The sequence below is a fragment of the Streptomyces sp. NPDC102274 genome, assembly GCF_044766385.1.
Taxonomy (GTDB): Bacteria; Actinomycetota; Actinomycetes; order Streptomycetales; family Streptomycetaceae; genus Streptomyces.
Genome location: NZ_JBIWLW010000009.1, coordinates 77635 through 92933, shown reverse-complemented (window position 1 = coordinate 92933; position 15299 = coordinate 77635). Strand labels below are relative to the sequence as shown.

27 protein-coding genes are annotated in these 15299 nt (G+C 70.2%); all 27 read right to left on the bottom strand.

All coding sequences use genetic code 11. The features are described 5' to 3' along the window. Positions 1–25 precede the first annotated feature (25 nt). The 27 genes from ACIRQP_RS14865 to ACIRQP_RS14735 all read right to left on the bottom strand — a co-directional run bounded on the left by ACIRQP_RS14865 (position 26) and on the right by ACIRQP_RS14735 (position 15190). On the bottom strand, positions 26–358 hold the full coding sequence (locus ACIRQP_RS14865; RefSeq protein WP_403888887.1) for a hypothetical protein: 333 nt from the start codon (positions 356–358) through the stop codon (positions 26–28). A 274-nt stretch (positions 359–632) separates the two neighbouring features. After that, a complete protein-coding gene (locus tag ACIRQP_RS14860; protein WP_403888884.1) occupies positions 633–1013 on the bottom strand; it encodes a hypothetical protein in 381 nt (126 codons plus the stop codon). Between the two features lie 2 nt (positions 1014–1015). Further along, positions 1016–1204, bottom strand: coding sequence for a hypothetical protein (locus tag ACIRQP_RS14855; protein WP_403888881.1), 189 nt, complete (start codon positions 1202–1204; stop codon positions 1016–1018). Continuing rightward, complete coding sequence (locus ACIRQP_RS14850; RefSeq protein WP_403888878.1) at positions 1201–2016, bottom strand: hypothetical protein; 816 nt, start codon at positions 2014–2016, stop codon at positions 1201–1203. The genes ACIRQP_RS14855 and ACIRQP_RS14850 overlap by 4 nt, the downstream gene beginning before the upstream one ends. A gap of 77 nt (positions 2017–2093) precedes the next feature. Beyond that, positions 2094–2372: a hypothetical protein gene (locus ACIRQP_RS14845; protein WP_403888875.1), complete on the bottom strand. Its 279-nt coding sequence runs from the start codon at positions 2370–2372 to the stop codon at positions 2094–2096. Positions 2373–2445: 73 nt separating this feature from the next. After that, positions 2446–2844, bottom strand: coding sequence for a hypothetical protein (locus ACIRQP_RS14840; RefSeq protein WP_403888872.1), 399 nt, complete (start codon positions 2842–2844; stop codon positions 2446–2448). A 23-nt stretch (positions 2845–2867) separates the two neighbouring features. Beyond that, positions 2868–3239, bottom strand: a complete 372-nt coding sequence (locus ACIRQP_RS14835) for a DUF4326 domain-containing protein (protein ID WP_403888869.1) — start codon at positions 3237–3239, stop codon at positions 2868–2870. A 28-nt stretch (positions 3240–3267) separates the two neighbouring features. Beyond that, entirely contained in the window at positions 3268–3612 is a 345-nt protein-coding gene (locus ACIRQP_RS14830; RefSeq protein WP_403888866.1) for a hypothetical protein, read from the bottom strand. A 73-nt stretch (positions 3613–3685) separates the two neighbouring features. Next, positions 3686–3859 (bottom strand): hypothetical protein, encoded by a 174-nt coding sequence (locus ACIRQP_RS14825; protein WP_403888864.1) that lies wholly within the window; start codon positions 3857–3859, stop codon positions 3686–3688. Beyond that, positions 3856–4077, bottom strand: a complete 222-nt coding sequence (locus ACIRQP_RS14820) for a hypothetical protein (protein WP_403888861.1) — start codon at positions 4075–4077, stop codon at positions 3856–3858. The genes ACIRQP_RS14825 and ACIRQP_RS14820 overlap by 4 nt, the downstream gene beginning before the upstream one ends. Next, positions 4074–4736 carry a hypothetical protein gene (locus ACIRQP_RS14815; protein ID WP_403888858.1) on the bottom strand — a complete coding sequence of 221 codons (663 nt, stop codon included), beginning with the start codon at positions 4734–4736 and terminating at the stop codon, positions 4074–4076. The genes ACIRQP_RS14820 and ACIRQP_RS14815 overlap by 4 nt, the downstream gene beginning before the upstream one ends. Continuing rightward, positions 4733–5611: a hypothetical protein gene (locus tag ACIRQP_RS14810; protein WP_403888855.1), complete on the bottom strand. Its 879-nt coding sequence runs from the start codon at positions 5609–5611 to the stop codon at positions 4733–4735. Before ACIRQP_RS14810 ends, ACIRQP_RS14815 begins: the two co-directional genes overlap by 4 nt. 91 nt (positions 5612–5702) lie before the next feature. After that, positions 5703–6137, bottom strand: coding sequence for a hypothetical protein (locus ACIRQP_RS14805; RefSeq protein ID WP_403888852.1), 435 nt, complete (start codon positions 6135–6137; stop codon positions 5703–5705). Further along, positions 6137–6358: a hypothetical protein gene (locus ACIRQP_RS14800; RefSeq protein ID WP_403888849.1), complete on the bottom strand. Its 222-nt coding sequence runs from the start codon at positions 6356–6358 to the stop codon at positions 6137–6139. Before ACIRQP_RS14800 ends, ACIRQP_RS14805 begins: the two co-directional genes overlap by 1 nt. Continuing rightward, positions 6355–6627, bottom strand: coding sequence for a WhiB family transcriptional regulator (locus ACIRQP_RS14795; RefSeq protein WP_403888846.1), 273 nt, complete (start codon positions 6625–6627; stop codon positions 6355–6357). The genes ACIRQP_RS14800 and ACIRQP_RS14795 overlap by 4 nt, the downstream gene beginning before the upstream one ends. After that, positions 6624–7925: a DNA cytosine methyltransferase gene (locus tag ACIRQP_RS14790; RefSeq protein WP_403888843.1), complete on the bottom strand. Its 1302-nt coding sequence runs from the start codon at positions 7923–7925 to the stop codon at positions 6624–6626. The genes ACIRQP_RS14795 and ACIRQP_RS14790 overlap by 4 nt, the downstream gene beginning before the upstream one ends. Continuing rightward, the gene (locus ACIRQP_RS14785) at positions 7922–8371 is read right to left on the bottom strand and encodes a hypothetical protein (protein WP_403888840.1); all 450 of its coding nucleotides are present in this window, start codon (positions 8369–8371) and stop codon (positions 7922–7924) included. Before ACIRQP_RS14785 ends, ACIRQP_RS14790 begins: the two co-directional genes overlap by 4 nt. Continuing rightward, positions 8341–8979 carry a hypothetical protein gene (locus tag ACIRQP_RS14780; RefSeq protein WP_403888837.1) on the bottom strand — a complete coding sequence of 213 codons (639 nt, stop codon included), beginning with the start codon at positions 8977–8979 and terminating at the stop codon, positions 8341–8343. Before ACIRQP_RS14780 ends, ACIRQP_RS14785 begins: the two co-directional genes overlap by 31 nt. After that, positions 8976–9314, bottom strand: a complete 339-nt coding sequence (locus ACIRQP_RS14775) for a hypothetical protein (RefSeq protein WP_403888834.1) — start codon at positions 9312–9314, stop codon at positions 8976–8978. Before ACIRQP_RS14775 ends, ACIRQP_RS14780 begins: the two co-directional genes overlap by 4 nt. Then, positions 9314–10018, bottom strand: coding sequence for a 3'-5' exonuclease (locus ACIRQP_RS14770; protein WP_403888831.1), 705 nt, complete (start codon positions 10016–10018; stop codon positions 9314–9316). Before ACIRQP_RS14770 ends, ACIRQP_RS14775 begins: the two co-directional genes overlap by 1 nt. Continuing rightward, positions 10015–10500 carry a hypothetical protein gene (locus tag ACIRQP_RS14765; protein WP_403888828.1) on the bottom strand — a complete coding sequence of 162 codons (486 nt, stop codon included), beginning with the start codon at positions 10498–10500 and terminating at the stop codon, positions 10015–10017. The genes ACIRQP_RS14770 and ACIRQP_RS14765 overlap by 4 nt, the downstream gene beginning before the upstream one ends. Beyond that, positions 10497–11627 (bottom strand): hypothetical protein, encoded by a 1131-nt coding sequence (locus ACIRQP_RS14760; RefSeq protein WP_403888825.1) that lies wholly within the window; start codon positions 11625–11627, stop codon positions 10497–10499. The genes ACIRQP_RS14765 and ACIRQP_RS14760 overlap by 4 nt, the downstream gene beginning before the upstream one ends. After that, positions 11627–12550 (bottom strand): hypothetical protein, encoded by a 924-nt coding sequence (locus tag ACIRQP_RS14755; RefSeq protein ID WP_403888822.1) that lies wholly within the window; start codon positions 12548–12550, stop codon positions 11627–11629. Before ACIRQP_RS14755 ends, ACIRQP_RS14760 begins: the two co-directional genes overlap by 1 nt. Further along, the gene (locus tag ACIRQP_RS14750; protein ID WP_403888819.1) at positions 12547–12804 is read right to left on the bottom strand and encodes a hypothetical protein; all 258 of its coding nucleotides are present in this window, start codon (positions 12802–12804) and stop codon (positions 12547–12549) included. Before ACIRQP_RS14750 ends, ACIRQP_RS14755 begins: the two co-directional genes overlap by 4 nt. Beyond that, on the bottom strand, positions 12801–13460 hold the full coding sequence (locus ACIRQP_RS14745) for a hypothetical protein (RefSeq protein ID WP_403888816.1): 660 nt from the start codon (positions 13458–13460) through the stop codon (positions 12801–12803). Before ACIRQP_RS14745 ends, ACIRQP_RS14750 begins: the two co-directional genes overlap by 4 nt. After that, positions 13457–13855 carry a hypothetical protein gene (locus tag ACIRQP_RS14740; protein ID WP_403888813.1) on the bottom strand — a complete coding sequence of 133 codons (399 nt, stop codon included), beginning with the start codon at positions 13853–13855 and terminating at the stop codon, positions 13457–13459. The genes ACIRQP_RS14745 and ACIRQP_RS14740 overlap by 4 nt, the downstream gene beginning before the upstream one ends. Positions 13856–13987: 132 nt before the next feature. Beyond that, positions 13988–15190 (bottom strand): hypothetical protein, encoded by a 1203-nt coding sequence (locus ACIRQP_RS14735; RefSeq protein WP_403888810.1) that lies wholly within the window; start codon positions 15188–15190, stop codon positions 13988–13990. Positions 15191–15299: the final 109 nt, after the last annotated feature.

The window sequence follows — 15299 nt, the reverse complement described above, 5'->3', positions numbered from 1 at the left end:
CCGGCGCCGATCCAGCGCGCGGCGGTCATGGGGTGCGCGCGTTGATCTGCCGGGCCACGGCGAGGGCGTGGTGGTCGGGGCCGATCTGCTCGGCGTCGTCGGCGGCGCTGTCCAGCCAGGCGGCGAGGGCGGCCCCGACGCCGGGGTGCATGGTCTCGATCCACTGTGCGTTGGCGCCGTTGCTCATCGGCTCGTCCACCACGTAGATGGGCGGGGCGGTCTCGGTGTCGGGGCCGTCGTACAGGATCCGGTCGCCATGGTCGTGGGACAGCCAGGGGCCGGGAGTGAGGGCGGGGTCGGCCAGGCGTTTCTTGAGGAGTGTTGCGGCGGTGCGGAGTTCGTTTGCTGGGCTGGTCATGTGATGGTCCTTCGGTCGGATTGGCTGTACGGCTCTGTGGCGCCCGTTCGTGGGCAGGTTGGAGCGGGGGCGAGGGGCGCACTCGGGTTGTTATCGCGGGAGACGGCCGTCTGGCGCCGTTCTCGGGTGCGTGCGGCCCTCCGTCGTGCCGCCCGGTTCGGTTTGAGTTCCGGCTGCCCGTCCTCCACCACGGTCTCGACCCGCACGAGCACGGCCTCCCAGGCCGCCCCGGGGCGAGGCGTGTGCTCGCCCCGGGGCGCCGACGACATGCCGGTCACTGCCGCGGCTCGGCGTCCGGGTCGACCTCGGGGTGCGTGAACCGCACCGGCAGGCCCAGCGACCGCGCGTACCGGATCTCCGCCGTGGTGGACGTGCCGATGTAGTCCCCGGCGACCAGGACCTCGTCCGCGAGCCGGATCTTCGCCCGGTGCAGGTCGTCGAGCCGCACCTTGAGTGCCTCGGCCTCCACCGGGTCAGCCCACAGTGGGTGTTCGGCCTTCATGTTGACGCCCGGCCGGACCACGATCCGACCGGCCGCAGTCTCGTGCAGGTCGGCCTCGGTCATCTCGGCCATAAAGCGGGTGCTGCCGCAGATGCAGACGATCGTCGGAATGCCCAGCGCGGTCTTCGCATCGGCGAGCTCCGGGTACGGCATGGTCAGTTCTCCTTCGGGGTGGCAGTAGGGATGACTTCGCGGCCCATGTAGACCGCGACAGCGATGGTCAGGTCGGAGATCAGGTTGTCGGCGCCGCCGGGACCGAGGCGGATTGGCGTGGTGCGTACCGTCTTGGCGATGACCTCGGCGAGCGGGCGGAGGGCGGACAGGTCCAGCTGGTCGGCGCTCACTGCTGCGCCTCGTCCTCGGACACCGGGCCCGGCTGTACGGTGACGGCCATCAGCGCCCGGTACTCGCAGGCAGAGCACGGCTGCCCGTAGGTGTAGCCCGCCCGGCACGTCTGGCACTCCTGGACTGGGGCCGGCCGGATGCCGATGGCCTCGCCGAGCAGCTGGTGCAGGATGTGCGCCTCGCTGAGCGGGATTTCCATCGGTAGGGGCCCCTCGACGCCGGGCAGAGTGACGTCGATGTCTACGGTCGCGGTCCGCTCGTTGTACGTGCGCTCGCTGATCTCCTCGTCCGCCACGGCCATGACTGCGTCGACCATCATGTTCATCTCGCGGTCAACCAGTTCCGACCGCACGCCGTCCCACCCGCCGTGCTCCCGCATGATCTCGAACAGCGGGTCCGCGTACCGGGCGCGCCGGGCGTCCGACGGGTTGGGCCACGACACGTAGGGGTATTCCGTGGCGCTCTGGCACTGCCCGGCATGCCCAGCAGTCAGCACGCAGTGCACCACCCCGTGTTGCTGGTTCGGCATCGAGCGGCTTTCGCACCGCTCCGCGTCCCCGGCGACCACCTCGGCCCGGTCGGCGGCGGTACGGATCGCGGCCACCACCCGCTCCACATCGGCGATCGGGATGTAGACGATCGGGTTCTCCGGATCCGTAGCGTCCGGCGGCACCTGGATAGACAGCGAGACGACGGGGATCGTGCCGTCGTAGGTGCTGGCGTCGAGCGGGATGACGGTGAGGGTGTGGCCGAAGGCGTCGGTGGGGTCGGTGTACGTGTACTCGGTCTCGGGCTGGGTGGGCTGGGTCATGTGGTGTGGCCTCTCGTGTGATGAGGTGGTGGGGTGGCGGGGCCCGGGTCGAACGGGCCCCGCCATGCGTGCGTCGGTCACGGCGCGATGGGCTGCTCGGCACAGGGCTCGACGCGGAGGTCCCGCAACCCGTGCTCGCGCATCAGGTCGGCCGCAGTCTCGACGTGGGCAGCGGACAGTTCGACTTCGAGCTGCGCCAGTAGCTCCGGGTGCTCATCGGGGTCGTGACCCCACTCGCGCACCAGAACGGCGCCGAGGTCGCGCATGCCGGACAGCGGCGACAGGTAGCAGTCGCGGAGGTGGTCGTACTCGCGGCGGGACACAATCGCCCACTCCCGCCGATCGAGATAAGTCATGGTTGGGCCTTCCTGGTGGGTTGGTGCGGTAGGTGTGCGCGCCGGCTGAGTCCCGGGCGGGGCGTACTGCGTGTCACGGGGTGGGGTTGCCGAGGGCGTCGGCGACGGAATGGCCTCGGTACGTCAGCGCCGGCGCCAGTTCGCGCGCCAGCTTCAGCGCGGTGTCGTGGTCGAAGCGATGCGCCGCCAGCCACGCGGTCTCAGCGCCGTCGTCTTCGCCGTGATCCGGTTCGTAGGACCAAGTGCCGTCAGTGCCGTAGTGGCGGCTGCCGTGCTTGACGGCCCACAAGCCGTGGCCGCTGTAGCGGACCTGGATGGTGAAGGTCCACCGGTCGTCGTGGCCTTCGGGGAGGCAGGTCACGAGGTATCCGATCGGCTGGATGGTGGGCTCCGGCGTACCAGGCTGGACGTGTCCGAGGGCTTCACGGATCTCGCGCATGGTCATCGCGGGGCGGGCGGGCTGGTCGGGCATCGGGGTCTCCTCGGGTCGGGTGGTCACGGGGTGGGGTTGGCCAGGGCCAGCAGGACAGCGGCGTGGCAGTAGTCCGGCTTGCCCTCGGGAGGCAGAGGGCAGTAGCACGCGAGGTCTTTGCCCCGGAGCTCCGGAAGCGCGTCCAGGAGCCGCTTACGGGTCGTCTCGGCCCGCGGGCCCATCCACCACGTTTCGCTTCCCCTGAGCCAGGACCGGAAGGCTTCGAAGGCGTACCCGCGTGCTTCCTCGGGTGTCTCGCCGTAGCCGTTCTCCAGCGCGCCGCTGATCGTGAACGGGTTTCCGAAGCGGGACGGGCGGGTGACGATCACGCAGTTCTCGGGCTTGCGCCAGCCTTTGGTGCGGCGGCGTTGGATGCGGGTGGGCATGTCGGGCATGCCGGGCTCCTCAGGTCGGGTACTGCGCTCAGATGTCGAGGACGGTGATCGGCTGGGCGTCGGGGTGCTCGGGGACGGACCACACGACGACCCACTCCCAGTCCGGGTCCTCCCACTCGCTGGCCCGGTCCGGCTTGCGGAAGATGCCGTGCCGCTGGCTGATAAGCGGGATGTAGTCGGCGGCGCGGACCGACCGGTCGTCGGCGAGGTTGGCCAGGCCGACGAAGACGCGGGCGTGCCGGTTGAACGCGGCAAGGGCGCGGCGCGGGGTGTGATGGCCGAGAGCGAGCATTGCGCCGTCCTCGCCGATGTGTACGACGGGGATGCCGTAGTGGGTGTCTTCCGTCTGGGGCTTCAAGATCAGGCCGGTCATGTCGGGTTCCTTAGGCTGGCTAACGATTGGCGTAGGTGGGGCGCAGCAGTTGGCCCGGCGGACGGTTGGCCGGTCAGGCGGCGGCTGGTTCGTCGGTGATGTGGAGTCCCCAGCCGGTGGAGAGGAGGTACTCGCTGATGTGTCGGGCGGCGTCTTCGGGTGTCTGCTGGTCGGTGGGGGTGGTGGTGCGGTAGTCGTCGAGGGCGGCGGCGATGGTGGCGACGGCGGCCTGGGGGATGTGGTTCACAGGCGGGCCTCCAGTTCGGTGATGCGTGCTTCGAGGGCGGCGATGCGGGCGTTGGTGTTGTCCTCGGTGGGCAGTGACTGGTTGGCGGAGCAGGTGCACCAGGTGAGGAGTTGGAGGGTGTTGGGGCTCTGGTTGGAGGCGGTGCCCATGCAGGCGGGCATGACGTCGTCGTCGAGGTCGGGGCACCGGTGGCAGTTGGGCGGGCACCGGTGGGTCATGCGGCTGTTCTCGCCTTCGCCGTGGCGGCTTCCGTGCGGGAGGGGTGAGCTCCCTCGGTGAGGGTGTGGCGGGTGCCGCCGCGGCCGGGGCGGGTGCAGGGGCGTCCGGCGTACGCGCGGCAGGTTTCGACCGGGCAGGCGACGGCGAGTGCGTCGGGCTGTCCGGCGCGGATCGCGGAGGCACGGGCGGCTGCGGCCGGGCGGTATGCGGCGAGCGCGTCGCGGGCTTCGGTGGTCAGGTAGTCGCCCAACTTGGCCATGCGGGCTTCGACTTCAGCGGCTTCGGGGCCAGTGGTGAGCGCTTGGTGTTCGATGACGGGTTGCTGGCCGGTGATGACGGCGCGGCGGTGGGCGGCGAGTGCGTGCCGGTAGGCGGTGGCGTTGTCGGGGTCGACGGGTGGGGTGGGGTCGACGTCGCGGAGCATGCGGTCGCGGACGGTGGCGGCCCACTTGGTGGCGATGTCGGCGGGGAGGATCGGCCACGTCGATTTGGCGTAGTGCTTTTGGACGGCGCGGACGGCGTAGTCGTAGGGGACGTCGGTGAGGATGCCGGCCCACATGAGGATCTGGGCGCGGCGTTCGATCTCGTCGGTGCGGCGGACGCGGGGGTCGGCGAGGGCGATTTCGGCGAGGAGCTGGGGGAGTTCGGAGGGTTTCACTGGGCGTTCCTCTCTTCGGCGTCTTCGGCGGCGCGGAGTTCGGCGGCGATGTTGGCCATGTCGGCGAGGTACTCGGAGGCAGGCGACGGCGGGCCGACCGCGCGGGGGCCGGTGTAGGCGGGCGCGTCTTGGAGGCCGGTCCAGCCGGTGAGGAAGTAGCGGGCGCTGTAGGGGGTGGTTTTCGCGGCGGTCCAGGCGCGGGCGGCGTGGTCGACGAGGGCGGGTACGCCGACGCGGCGTATGGCGTCGCGGAGGTCGATCCATTCCGGGCCGCTGAAGGTCCAGGAGACGTTCATCTGGCGGGCGGCCATGGCTTCGATGAGGGGTTGGACTTCTCCTCTTCCGCTGACGGTGGCTACGTCGGTGCCAGGCGTGTTCACGGAGGGGGGAGGGGGAGGAGGTTCCTCCGTAGGAGGAACCGGACGGGACGGGGACGGGGACGGGGTGTCGTTACTCCCCCCGTTACGCGACGCGTTACGTGATGCGTTAGTAACGCCGTTACTTTCGATCTTGTCGGCGTTCCGCTTCGCGTCCTGCTCGGCCTTCTTCCGCTCCCTGTATGCCTGTTGACGTGCGGCGTTGGCTTCGCGGTCGGCTTTCACCTTCGCGCGGTCGGGGTTGTATTCAAGGAAGTCGTGAATCATCCAGCCGTCTTCAACCCGGTCCCACAGCCGAGCGTCTTCAAGTTCTTTGGCCGTCTTTTTCATGTCGCGTACGCGTGCCACGAGCGTCAATTCGCGGTCGGTGAGCTTGCCTTCGGTGAGGTTCTCGGAGGACCAGCAGAGGGCGGAGACGTATAGCCGGAACGCGCGATCCGACAGCAACGCGACCTTCCGGTGCGAGGGGAATCTGTCGTCCAGGCGGACCCAGGGCATGTGCGTCTTCCTTCACGAGTGCGGGGTGGTGCGGTGTCTCGTCCGGGGCGGGGCTCGGGGCCGGCCGCCCCGGACGGTGCTGCGGGGTGGGTCAGGAGGCGGCCTGGTCCAAGGCGAGGCGAGCGAGCCCGGCTGCGGTGGCGAGGAGAGCGGCCGTGGAGCTGACGTACTCGTCGTCGCTGGCGTCCAGCGCGGACTGGAACAGGGCGAGCGTGGCGTCCCGGTCGTCGTTGGCGTACGCGACGATGAAGCGGGTAGCGAATACGTCCGCCGGGCGTGCTTCTTCCGGCTTGAGCGTGGCCATGGCCCACATGTCGCCACGGTTGAGGTCGGGGGCTTGGTCGCCGTAGGACTTCTTCAGCGCGGCTTTGCCGACCTCGGCGAACGCGCAGCAGACGCCGTACATTGCGTTCTCGTCGACTGCCTGGCCGATTTCCATCAGCGAGCTGGCGGCGGCTGTGGAGTTGCCGTCGAGGGCGTGGCCGATGGTGGTCATGACGAGCGGGTAAAGCTGGTCGTGGTCCATCAGAGTTGTCCGTTCTGGTAGGCGTCGGCGGCTTCGTCGGCCTGCTGCTGGAGGGCGGCTTCCGCGCACGTCTTGTGCGCCGGGCTGCGGCGGGAGTCGCGGAGGTTCGTGTCGCGGCCGCAGTACCGGCACGGCTTCGGGGTCCAGGACCAGTGCGTCTGGTCTCGCCAGTCGAGGAGTCCGCCAGGCGGTGGCTGCGGGCGCGGCCGGCGGGTGCTCACGCCGACCCCTTCGCTGCGGCCCGGCGGCGGAGGCGGCGGGAGAGTGCCGCGCGTTGCCGCGGGGTGAGGCCGCCTCGGATGCCGGCGCGGATGATGTGTTCGCCTGCGCGTTCTTCGGTCATGGCGGCTTCGAGGCAGGCTTGCCGTACGGGGCAGATGCCGCAGATCTTCTTGGCGGCGGTGGTGTCGGCTTCGTTGTCCTTGTGGGGGAAGAACACCTGGACGTGATTGAGGCAGGCGGCGGCGTCCTGCCAGGCCCGGTTCGTCATGACAGCACCGCCATGACGCGCTCGCCGATCCACCGAGCCGCGTTGACCGACACCGCGTTGCCGATGCCGAGGATCTGCTGCTCCTGACTGGCGGCTGGCAGGATGTAATCCGCCGGGAACCGCTGCGCGCTCGCCAACTCGCGCGGGTTCAGCATCCGCAGTGTGCAGTCGTCGACCTCCGGCGCCGGGCGGACCAGGCTGTGGTGCGGCTTGCACGCGATGGTCGTGAGCGGTTCCGCCGTCGTACGCACCGCGCCCTTGCGGCCGTTGGGCACGATGAGCGCGTGATGCCTGCCCTGCGCCGAGACCGCCGGTACGGGCCCCGCGGCAGCGACCGCCGTGGTGTTGCGTCGGAGCATCGTTACGTGCGGCGCGTACCCGAACCGGTCGAGGCCGGCCGCGACGCGGGCCCGAGTCGACGCGGCGTACGGGGTGAACCGCTTCCGGTCGGGACGCCCGTCCCCGATACGCGTGCCCTCCAGCGACCAGTCGATGACATCAGCGATGGGCCGTACGGTCGGGTCGAGGATGAGGTGCCCGCACTGGCGGTTGGGGCAGCGATAGTCGTACTGGACGCCCCAGCTGCCCATCTTGCGGCGGCGCGGGTTGCGCCACACTTGCCGTGCCTGCACGGGCCCGCACTCCGGGCAGAGCGCGTCAGGCCGGACCTCCAGGTCAGGCAGTGGGATGCCCTCACGGGTGAAGACGACGTAGCCACGGTTGCGGTGCTGAGGAGCCAACTCGTTGTCTTCGCCACCGAGGTGCGCGCTGGAAGCACACACGATCTGGTGGTTGTAGCGGAGAATCTTGAAGCCGCCGAGCCACCAGTCGAACAGCTCCCAGTCGATGAAGAACTCCGGGACGTTTTCGCAGATGACCGCGTCGTACCGGTGGACCTCGGTCGCGGCGATGATGTCGAGCGCGGTCGCTCTGGTCCGCTCGAAGCCGGGCTGGATCGGGTTGCCGTACTCGTCGACGCGGACCTTCTCGCCGTCCGGGCCGATGATGCACATCTGCCCGTACGTTCGCTTCCGCCCCCCGGCCGGGGCGATCTCGGTGCAGATTGGAGAGCCCGAAAGGACGCGGGTTCGGGGGAGCGACCGCTTGTCGAAGGCGTTGATGTCCTCGGTTAGGTGGTCGGCGTGCGGGTGGTTGGCACGGTGCGCGTCGACCTGGACGCGGTTGTGGTTCATGGCCAGGCGCAGGCGCATGCCGGCCTCGCTGAGGCCGCGTCCGAATCCGCCGAGCCCGCAGAACAGGTCGGTGAAGTCGACATCGCTGTCGTGTCGGAAGATCACTGGGCACCCCCGAAGATCGCGGCGTATTGCTCGCGCATCGGCCGGTCCTCGACGTGGTCCGGGGCGACACAGCCTGCGTGGGTGCAGCCCGACGTGACCTTGCCGACGGGCTCTCGGCCGTACCGGAGGCGGAACGCGATCCGGTACGGCGAGTACCGCTCTTGGCCGTGGCGGATGCGTGCCCCGCTTCCCTGAGTAGCCCCGGGCCACAGAAGGTGTCCGTCGTCGGTCGGAACAGCGCGGCGCCAGAACAGGTCTTCGGGGGTGGCTGCCGGTGTCGGGCCGGGCCGGTGCGGAGGAAGCCCGAGGATCTCGCGTGCGGCCCGTATGCGGCTGGTGCGGAGTTGGAGTTGCCGGGAGATCGCCCGGTCGGACAGCCCGGCGTGGAGGAGTTCGGCGATGTCGGCGCGGATCTTCACCGAGCCACCGCCGGAAGGTTGTGCCACTCGACTCCGCGCAGCGCCTGCTTCGACCACGCCTCCGGCACGTCAGCGAGCACGTGGCCGAGTGAATGGAGCCCGAGCGCGAGCAGGATGTACGCGTCGGACTCGTCGTACCGGTGCTTGCCCTCGGTCAGGAGTCCGTAGCGCTGGTGGACCGCGTCACGGACCATGCCCTTGGCGACGTCGGACCGCTCCTTCGCCGGGCGGTCGGCGGCCGGGCGGAGCTTGCCGGTGGCGTAGACGTTGCGGGACTGGGGGTTGATCACGGCGTAGGGGATGCCGCGCTTCCACAGGTCCTGACGGAGCATCCACCGCATTGCGGCGAGGGCGTCGGCGCCCTGGTTGTTCTTGGAGAACGCGGGGCCCTCGATGACGACGAACTCGGCGTTGCGGTAGAAGGAGGCGCAGCCGTCGAGTTGCTGAGCGAAGCGGCTGTGGAGGTCCCTGCCCTTGGCGTGGACGTGGTCGGTCCAGCCTTCGCCTGCGATGCCGGTGGTGATCGTGGCTGCGTCGAGAGCGATGACGAGGGGCCGGGGGGTGGCCCCCGCCCCGGCCACGGGGGCCGGGACGGAGGCTGCGGGCGCGGCGGTGAGATCGATGAGAGCGGTCATCGCTGCTCTCCCTTGACGGTGATGGGCTTGTCGGCGCGGCGTTGCTGCCACATGGCGCCGGAGTCGACGGCCGGCCCGTTGATGCCGACCGCGTCGTCCAGGCGCTGCTGGAGGCGGTCCGCGCGGCGCTTCTCGGCCGTGAGGTCCTGCTGTGCGGCGGTGAGCCGCGATCGCAGGTCGGCTACCTGCTCGTCGAGTTCGAGAGTTCCGCCGGCGAGACGAGCGGAAGCGCCGAACGCCCGGCGTGCGTCTGTACGTGCTTCGTCGCGTTGCTCGGCGAGTTGCTCGATGCGGGCGCGCATGTCGGCCAGGCGGGTGCGGGAGATCCAGGGCATCAGCGCTCACCGTCCTGCTGGCGGGGGATGAGCGGCCACGCGCCCTCGACGACCGCGGCCGGGTCCTTCTTGCGGAAGTACTCCTGAAGTGAGGCGGCCTGCGCGGCTGCCCACCCGATCTGCGCGGTGTGCAGCTCGGTCAGCGACATGCCAGCCAGCCGCTCGTACCGGGTTCCTTGCCGCCAGGCGACGCGGCACGCGGCGATTGCGTCGGCGTCGGCCTGGTGCGCGTCACCGATCGGTACTGCGTAGTGCTCGCACAGGGCAGTGAGCTTGCGGGATCCGCGCCGGTACTTGTCGACGGCCTTGTCGATGACGAACGGATCGATCACGGGCCCGGCGGGCAGCGGGTCGAGGCCGTACCGCTCGGCCTCGCGGTTCAACAGGGTCAGGTCGTAGCGGGCGTTCATCGCGACGATCGGCAGGCCCGCGGCGACCGCCTGGCCGAGCCCGGCGAGCAGCTCGGCGACGACCTCGCGGAGCGGCGCGCCCTCGGCGCGAGCCCGGTCGGTGGTGACGCCGTGGATGGCGGAGGCGCCCGTGGGGATCTCCTCGCCGTCCACGTCGGACAGCCACGTCGCGGAGTCGACCGGGGCGCCCCCGCCGCACTGGACGATGCACGCGGTGACGATGCGGGCGGTCTCGGGGTTGACCCCGGAACTCTCGATGTCGAAGCCGCACATGCGGCTGGTGTGCCAGCTCATGCTGCGTACCTCCGGGAGTCACGACGGTTGTGGCGCTGCTCGACAGCGGTGGCCCAGCGGCAGTTGTCGGTGGTGTACGGACCGTCGTTGTCGATGCGGTCGAGGGTCAGGCCCTCGGGCCGGTCGCCCATGTCGGCGAGGAAGTTTTCGAACTTTCGCCAGCGCTCGCAGACTGTGATGCCACGGCCGCCGTAGTCAGCCCAGCGCTTATGGGTGGCATTGGTGCAGCGGTTGATCATGTCGCCCCACGTCATGTAGATCGACGTGCCGCTGTAGCCGTGCTTGGTGTTGCGCCGGATGGTCTCCTCGCGGCGGAAGCATCCGCAGGACCTCGTCTTGCCCCACTCGCTCAGTGGGACCGCATGTGGCTGCCCGCAGTCGCAGAGGCATTGGACGTAGCGCTCACCAGCGTTGCGCTGAATGGTGACGACGAGGCGGCCGTGGCGCTCGCCCGTGGGGATGATGCGGGGAGTGCGGCTCATGCGCGGGCTCCCTTCAGAGCGGTGAGGAAGGCGCGCAGTAGTGCGGAGCTGGCGGTGGAGGGGTGGAGTCCGCCGTTGGCCTCGGCGAAGCGCTGCTCGACCTGGTCGGTGGTGAGGCCGAGGGGTCCGGCGGCGGCGATGATCTGGAACCACAGGCCCTCGGTGTCGTCGTCCTCGACGACCTCGGCCTCCACCGCTCCGTCCTCGTCGGGGACCGGGCCGTCCTGATGCGGCTCGTCCTTCCAGCCGGATTCCCCGGCGGCGTCCGAGACTTCCTCGGCCCGCAGGGCTTCACCGCGGGCCTTGAGCGTGGCGGCGAGCGCGTCGTCCATGTGCTTGGCATCGACGGCCTGCTTCCACAGGGCGCCGACCTCCGTCGGGGTCTTGGCCACGGCGGCGAGCGCCGCATAGTCCGGGCGCCCGCCGGTGATCGCGACGCGCTCCGGGCCCTGGGCGACCGCCGGGGCGCCGGTGATCTGTCCGGCCATCAGCGCGGCCGGGGTGATCTCTACGTCCAGGGTGGGGACCATGAACCGGGCTGGGCCCTGCTCACGCTGGACGAGCTTCTCTTCCATGCCGAGCCACCCGGCGACGTATCCGCCGGCCTGCGCCAGCAGCTCAGCAGCTGGGGGAAGGGTCACCGCGGCGTAGAACCCCTTGCTGACGAGGAGCCACTGCCCGAGCGCGGGGACATCGCGGAGCATGACGTTGACGCGGGTGGTGATCGAGCACTCGCGGTTGTCCGGGTCGCACATGCACGGCCGGTCCCGCTTGTGCTCGGTGACGCCGTCGCATCGGCGCTGGCACTTCGATCCGGCGTACAGCTCGTACCACTGGGATACGGCGTCGCGCGGGGGGATGAGGACAGGCAGCCGGTTGGTGGTGGAGTACACCTCGAACTCGGTGGGGCCGCCGTTGGCTGGGGTCCAGGGCTTGACCTCACCGCCGTACAACTCGGCGACGCTGGTGAGGATCTCCCGTGAGGGCGACGTGAAGCGGAACTCGTTGAGCTTGGCCGGGCGGGTGCCGGGCTTACCGTCGCGGCGGGTCTTGCCCGTCGGCACGACGTGGCCGATGCGGATCTCGCCGAGCTGACGCATGCGGCGCTGGAGGTCGATGATGGGCATCAGGCAGCCCTCTCTTCGCTGTTCGTGGTCGGGAGGGTGAGGGCGGGATGAACGACGGTCTTCGATAGGCCGGACACCCACGCTGCGGCCTGCTGCACGATCCGGAACGCGGCGAACACGTCGTCGCCGCACGCCACGGGGATCAGCCGGTAGCCCTCCGGCCGCAGGTGCAGCACCACCCCGGTCGAGTGGGTCGCGGGCATCGGCACGGTCGACCCGTCGCGGAGCCAGGCCACTTCGGCCCGGCGGTACGCGGACATCTGCAACGCGGCCTCGGGGTAGACGCCCTTGACGTCCAGCTCACCGCCGGTCTTCGTGTCGCCCATCAGGACCGTGCTCGCCGGGACGTTGAACTCAGCGGCGATCAGCGGCGAGCGGAGCAGGTAGTCGAGCGTGCCGGCGTACCCGGCTGTTCGGTTGCCGACGACCATCTCGGACGCCTCGAAGGTGACCTGCCACTCCTCGACGAAGCGAAGGAAGTTGTCGAGGTACGGGACCATCTCGGGGTCGTCTGTCAGCTCGGCCGGGATGGGCTGGCCGAGGACATGCGCTTCGATGATGGAGTGAACGGCGCTGCCGATGTCGGCGCGTTCGTCCTTCTTACGGAGCGGGGCGCGGCGCAGCCAGTCGTACATCTCGGTGCGCTGCTCGGTCCGCAGGGACGCGGAGACGAGGGCGGGCAGGTTGTTGAGCGCGGTCTCGGCGACGAGGTTCGCGGCCCAGAGGGCGAGGACGTCGCCCTTGGTGGAGCCCTGGGACAGGATCGTCGTGACGCGGCGGAGCTTGTCGCCGGTGGCCTTGTCGCGGTACCAGCCCTGGGAGGGCTTGGGGATGCGGTCGGGTCCGGTGGGTGCCGGTGCGGCCTTGCGGCGGCGGCCGGCGGCCGGGGCGGTGGTCGCCCCGGCCAGCACGGTGTTCGTCACGCGGCATCGCCACCCGCAGCGATCGCGAGGAGCCGATCGATGCCGTCGCGCTGGTTGAACAGGGCCATGGCGGCGGCGTAGTCGGGCCAACCCGCCGCGAGCCGGGCGGCGTTCTCGTCGTCGGCCGAGGACCAGGTCTCCAGCAGCTTGGTGATGAAGGTCCCGGCGGGGTATCCGCCCCGGTTCTCGTGCCAGAGGACGTGTGCGGCGGTGTGTGCAGGGATGGTCGGCGCGGTGGGCTTGGGTTCGGTCATCGCTGGCCGTCCTTCCGGGTGTTGGGCGTGTAGAAGCGGCCGTCATCCGGGCCGTGGACGGTGAGGTGGCCGGTGGTGGCCAAGGCTTTGAGGTCTTTGCGGGCGCGGCTGCGGGGGTAGTGGACGCCCCAGCTCTGGTAGAGCTGTTCGACGCGGGCGGTGCGCCAGCGGCCTGACCGGGTGTGGATTTCGATGAGGAGGCGGTGCTGCCGCTCTTCGGGGGTCCACTGGTTCGCGGGATCGGGCTGGGGAGTGGCCGTCGGCACCGCGCTGGTGCTGGCCTTCTCTCCGGGCTCGTCGGCGTAGCGGAGGATCAGCGCGGCGGCGGGGTGCCCGACTCGGGTGAGCATGTCGGTGGCCTCGCGCAGCACCTCGGCGCGGTGAGCGTCCCTGGCGTCCTGGAAGTGGCCTGTCCCGAGGAAGATACGGACGGCGCCCCGGTCGACCTTGGACGCCAGAACTCCGATGTCGGTCCTCTCGTGGGCCTTCTTGACGAGCCACGCCACGATCTCGGCCTTCGCTTCGGCCAGCACCTCAGCGCGGACCTCGTCGCGGTACCGCTCGATCCGGATACTGGCCCACCCCTCGGGGTGCGGCAGGGCGGCGGCCGTGGGGGTGGTGAGGAGATCCGAGTGCAGCGTTTCGCGGGCGCTCATGCTGTCCTCCGCTCACGCTGCGACGGCACAACCACCGGCCGGACCCGCTGCGGGTTGAACCGGGACAGCGAGGCGATCACCGCGTCCAGCTCATCCCGCAGCCGCAGCGCATCACTCAGACCGATCTCGATCTCGGCGGTGTCCAGCGCCGCCGCGTCCTCCACCCGCTCCACCAGCGCGTCCAACTCGCCCTCACGCGGGCCGGACATGGCGTCAGCAAGCGCGTCGAGCTGGAGCAGCACGTCGTGCTTGGCGTCGTCGTCGGACCAGTGAGCGACGAGACCGAGCAGGGTGTCGTGGCGGATGAGGTCGGCGCGGAGAATGCCGCGCAGCCAGTCGGAGCGGAGCCGGACGGACAGCGGCGGCTTCGCGCTCGGGTTCAGGTCAGCGGGCACGGTGGCCTCCAGTCGGGCGGCTCAGCAGACGAGCAATCGGGTGTTCACGGCCCTCAAGAGCCACGCGGACGACGGCCCAGCCCAGGCCCCAGGCGGTGGCAGCGGCGGCGGCGATCAGCCAGGGGCCGTACATCACGACCCACCACCCGGGGGGAGCGGGTTACCGTCGGCGTCGCACGGCTCGCCCTGGTCGAACGCGGAGCGCAGCGCATCCAGCGGGCGGGGTCCGCCGTTCGGACCGCACACGCAGTCCGGCGACGACGGCCACCGGCACGGACCCGGATGCGGCGCCTCGACCGCCTCGTCCTGGCACGGGACGAGGTTCGAGTGGGCGTTCTTACCGCAACCGCAGCGATAGCCACTCGGGCCGTACGCGAGGGGATCGGGGGCGGCGGCCTCGTTCTCGCGGGGGGCCTGCGTCGGCGCGATCCCATCCGCCACGGCGACCGGGCCGGGCGCCACAGGACGCAGCGGCGTGATCCGCCCCGGACCCTCCCACCTGGGCCGGTCCGTATCCGGATCCGTCAGCACCATCTGGAACGAGCCGTCCTCTTCCTGAAACAGCTCCCAGGGATGCCCATCGGCACTCGCGCCGTCGGCGATGTACTCCTTCGCTCCGTCGAGCGTGCGGTGCAACTCCGGGGCCATACCGTCGAACTCGGCGAGGTACAGAGGAGCGGCCTTCAGCTCGGCCACCTGGGTGAAGGCGTCAGCCGCCCTCGCGTTGACCGTGCGGAGCATGCGGTTCAGCTCGGACCGCTCGGCCTCCAACTCGGCGACCCGGGTCCGCAGCTTCCGCACCTCAGCCGCCGCCGCCACATTCCCCACCGCAGCATCAGCCACCACCGCACGCAGCCCGACCAACTCGGCCCGCAGCTCGGTCACCTTCGCCGCGTCACGGCCGTTGCGCATGACCTCCCACAGGCTGATGACCGCAGGCATCGCCGTATCCAACACACCGGTGTCCCAATAGCCCTGGAAGTACCGACCGGACGACAGGCACTTCTCCGGCCACGCATCACACGCGCACAGGTCCTCGTGGCTCGCATCGTTCACCGCACGGTTCCCAGCGGCGGCCAGCGCATCAACCTGCTCAGCCGTCAGCTCTGCGGGCTCCGCGTTCAGCAGGGCCCGCAGCCCAGCGTTCTCCTCGGTCAGCCGCTCCCGATCCTTCAAAAGCTTCCGCGACACCGGATCCCGACGAGCCCGGTCCGCCTCCCAAGCGGCCTGCAACTCGTCCCCGTTCTCATCGACCGCCAGCCAGTCCCGAACTGCCTTCCTCGCCGCCATCGACGCTGAGTCGGAGACCCACCCCGCACTCTCGGCGTGCGCCACGTTCAAGACGTGACCCCACTCCTTGTCACGGAGCTGGCCGTACAAGTCGGCGTGCAGGAGATACGAGGCGCGGGCCACGTCGGGGATCTCGACATACACCTGCGTCTGC

Coding starts and splice junctions, on each gene's coding strand:
- ACIRQP_RS14865 (WP_403888887.1), bottom strand. CDS start 358: ATGACCAGCCCAGCAAACGAACTCCGCACCGCCGCAACACTCCTCAAG.
- ACIRQP_RS14860 (WP_403888884.1), bottom strand. CDS start 1,013: ATGCCGTACCCGGAGCTCGCCGATGCGAAGACCGCGCTGGGCATTCCG.
- ACIRQP_RS14850 (WP_403888878.1), bottom strand. CDS start 2,016: ATGACCCAGCCCACCCAGCCCGAGACCGAGTACACGTACACCGACCCC.
- ACIRQP_RS14845 (WP_403888875.1), bottom strand. CDS start 2,372: ATGACTTATCTCGATCGGCGGGAGTGGGCGATTGTGTCCCGCCGCGAG.
- ACIRQP_RS14840 (WP_403888872.1), bottom strand. CDS start 2,844: ATGCCCGACCAGCCCGCCCGCCCCGCGATGACCATGCGCGAGATCCGT.
- ACIRQP_RS14835 (WP_403888869.1), bottom strand. CDS start 3,239: ATGCCCGACATGCCCACCCGCATCCAACGCCGCCGCACCAAAGGCTGG.
- ACIRQP_RS14830 (WP_403888866.1), bottom strand. CDS start 3,612: ATGACCGGCCTGATCTTGAAGCCCCAGACGGAAGACACCCACTACGGC.
- ACIRQP_RS14820 (WP_403888861.1), bottom strand. CDS start 4,077: ATGACCCACCGGTGCCCGCCCAACTGCCACCGGTGCCCCGACCTCGAC.
- ACIRQP_RS14810 (WP_403888855.1), bottom strand. CDS start 5,611: ATGCCCTGGGTCCGCCTGGACGACAGATTCCCCTCGCACCGGAAGGTC.
- ACIRQP_RS14805 (WP_403888852.1), bottom strand. CDS start 6,137: ATGGACCACGACCAGCTTTACCCGCTCGTCATGACCACCATCGGCCAC.
- ACIRQP_RS14795 (WP_403888846.1), bottom strand. CDS start 6,627: ATGACGAACCGGGCCTGGCAGGACGCCGCCGCCTGCCTCAATCACGTC.
- ACIRQP_RS14780 (WP_403888837.1), bottom strand. CDS start 8,979: ATGACCGCTCTCATCGATCTCACCGCCGCGCCCGCAGCCTCCGTCCCG.
- ACIRQP_RS14775 (WP_403888834.1), bottom strand. CDS start 9,314: ATGCCCTGGATCTCCCGCACCCGCCTGGCCGACATGCGCGCCCGCATC.
- ACIRQP_RS14770 (WP_403888831.1), bottom strand. CDS start 10,018: ATGAGCTGGCACACCAGCCGCATGTGCGGCTTCGACATCGAGAGTTCC.
- ACIRQP_RS14765 (WP_403888828.1), bottom strand. CDS start 10,500: ATGAGCCGCACTCCCCGCATCATCCCCACGGGCGAGCGCCACGGCCGC.
- ACIRQP_RS14760 (WP_403888825.1), bottom strand. CDS start 11,627: ATGCCCATCATCGACCTCCAGCGCCGCATGCGTCAGCTCGGCGAGATC.
- ACIRQP_RS14750 (WP_403888819.1), bottom strand. CDS start 12,804: ATGACCGAACCCAAGCCCACCGCGCCGACCATCCCTGCACACACCGCC.
- ACIRQP_RS14745 (WP_403888816.1), bottom strand. CDS start 13,460: ATGAGCGCCCGCGAAACGCTGCACTCGGATCTCCTCACCACCCCCACG.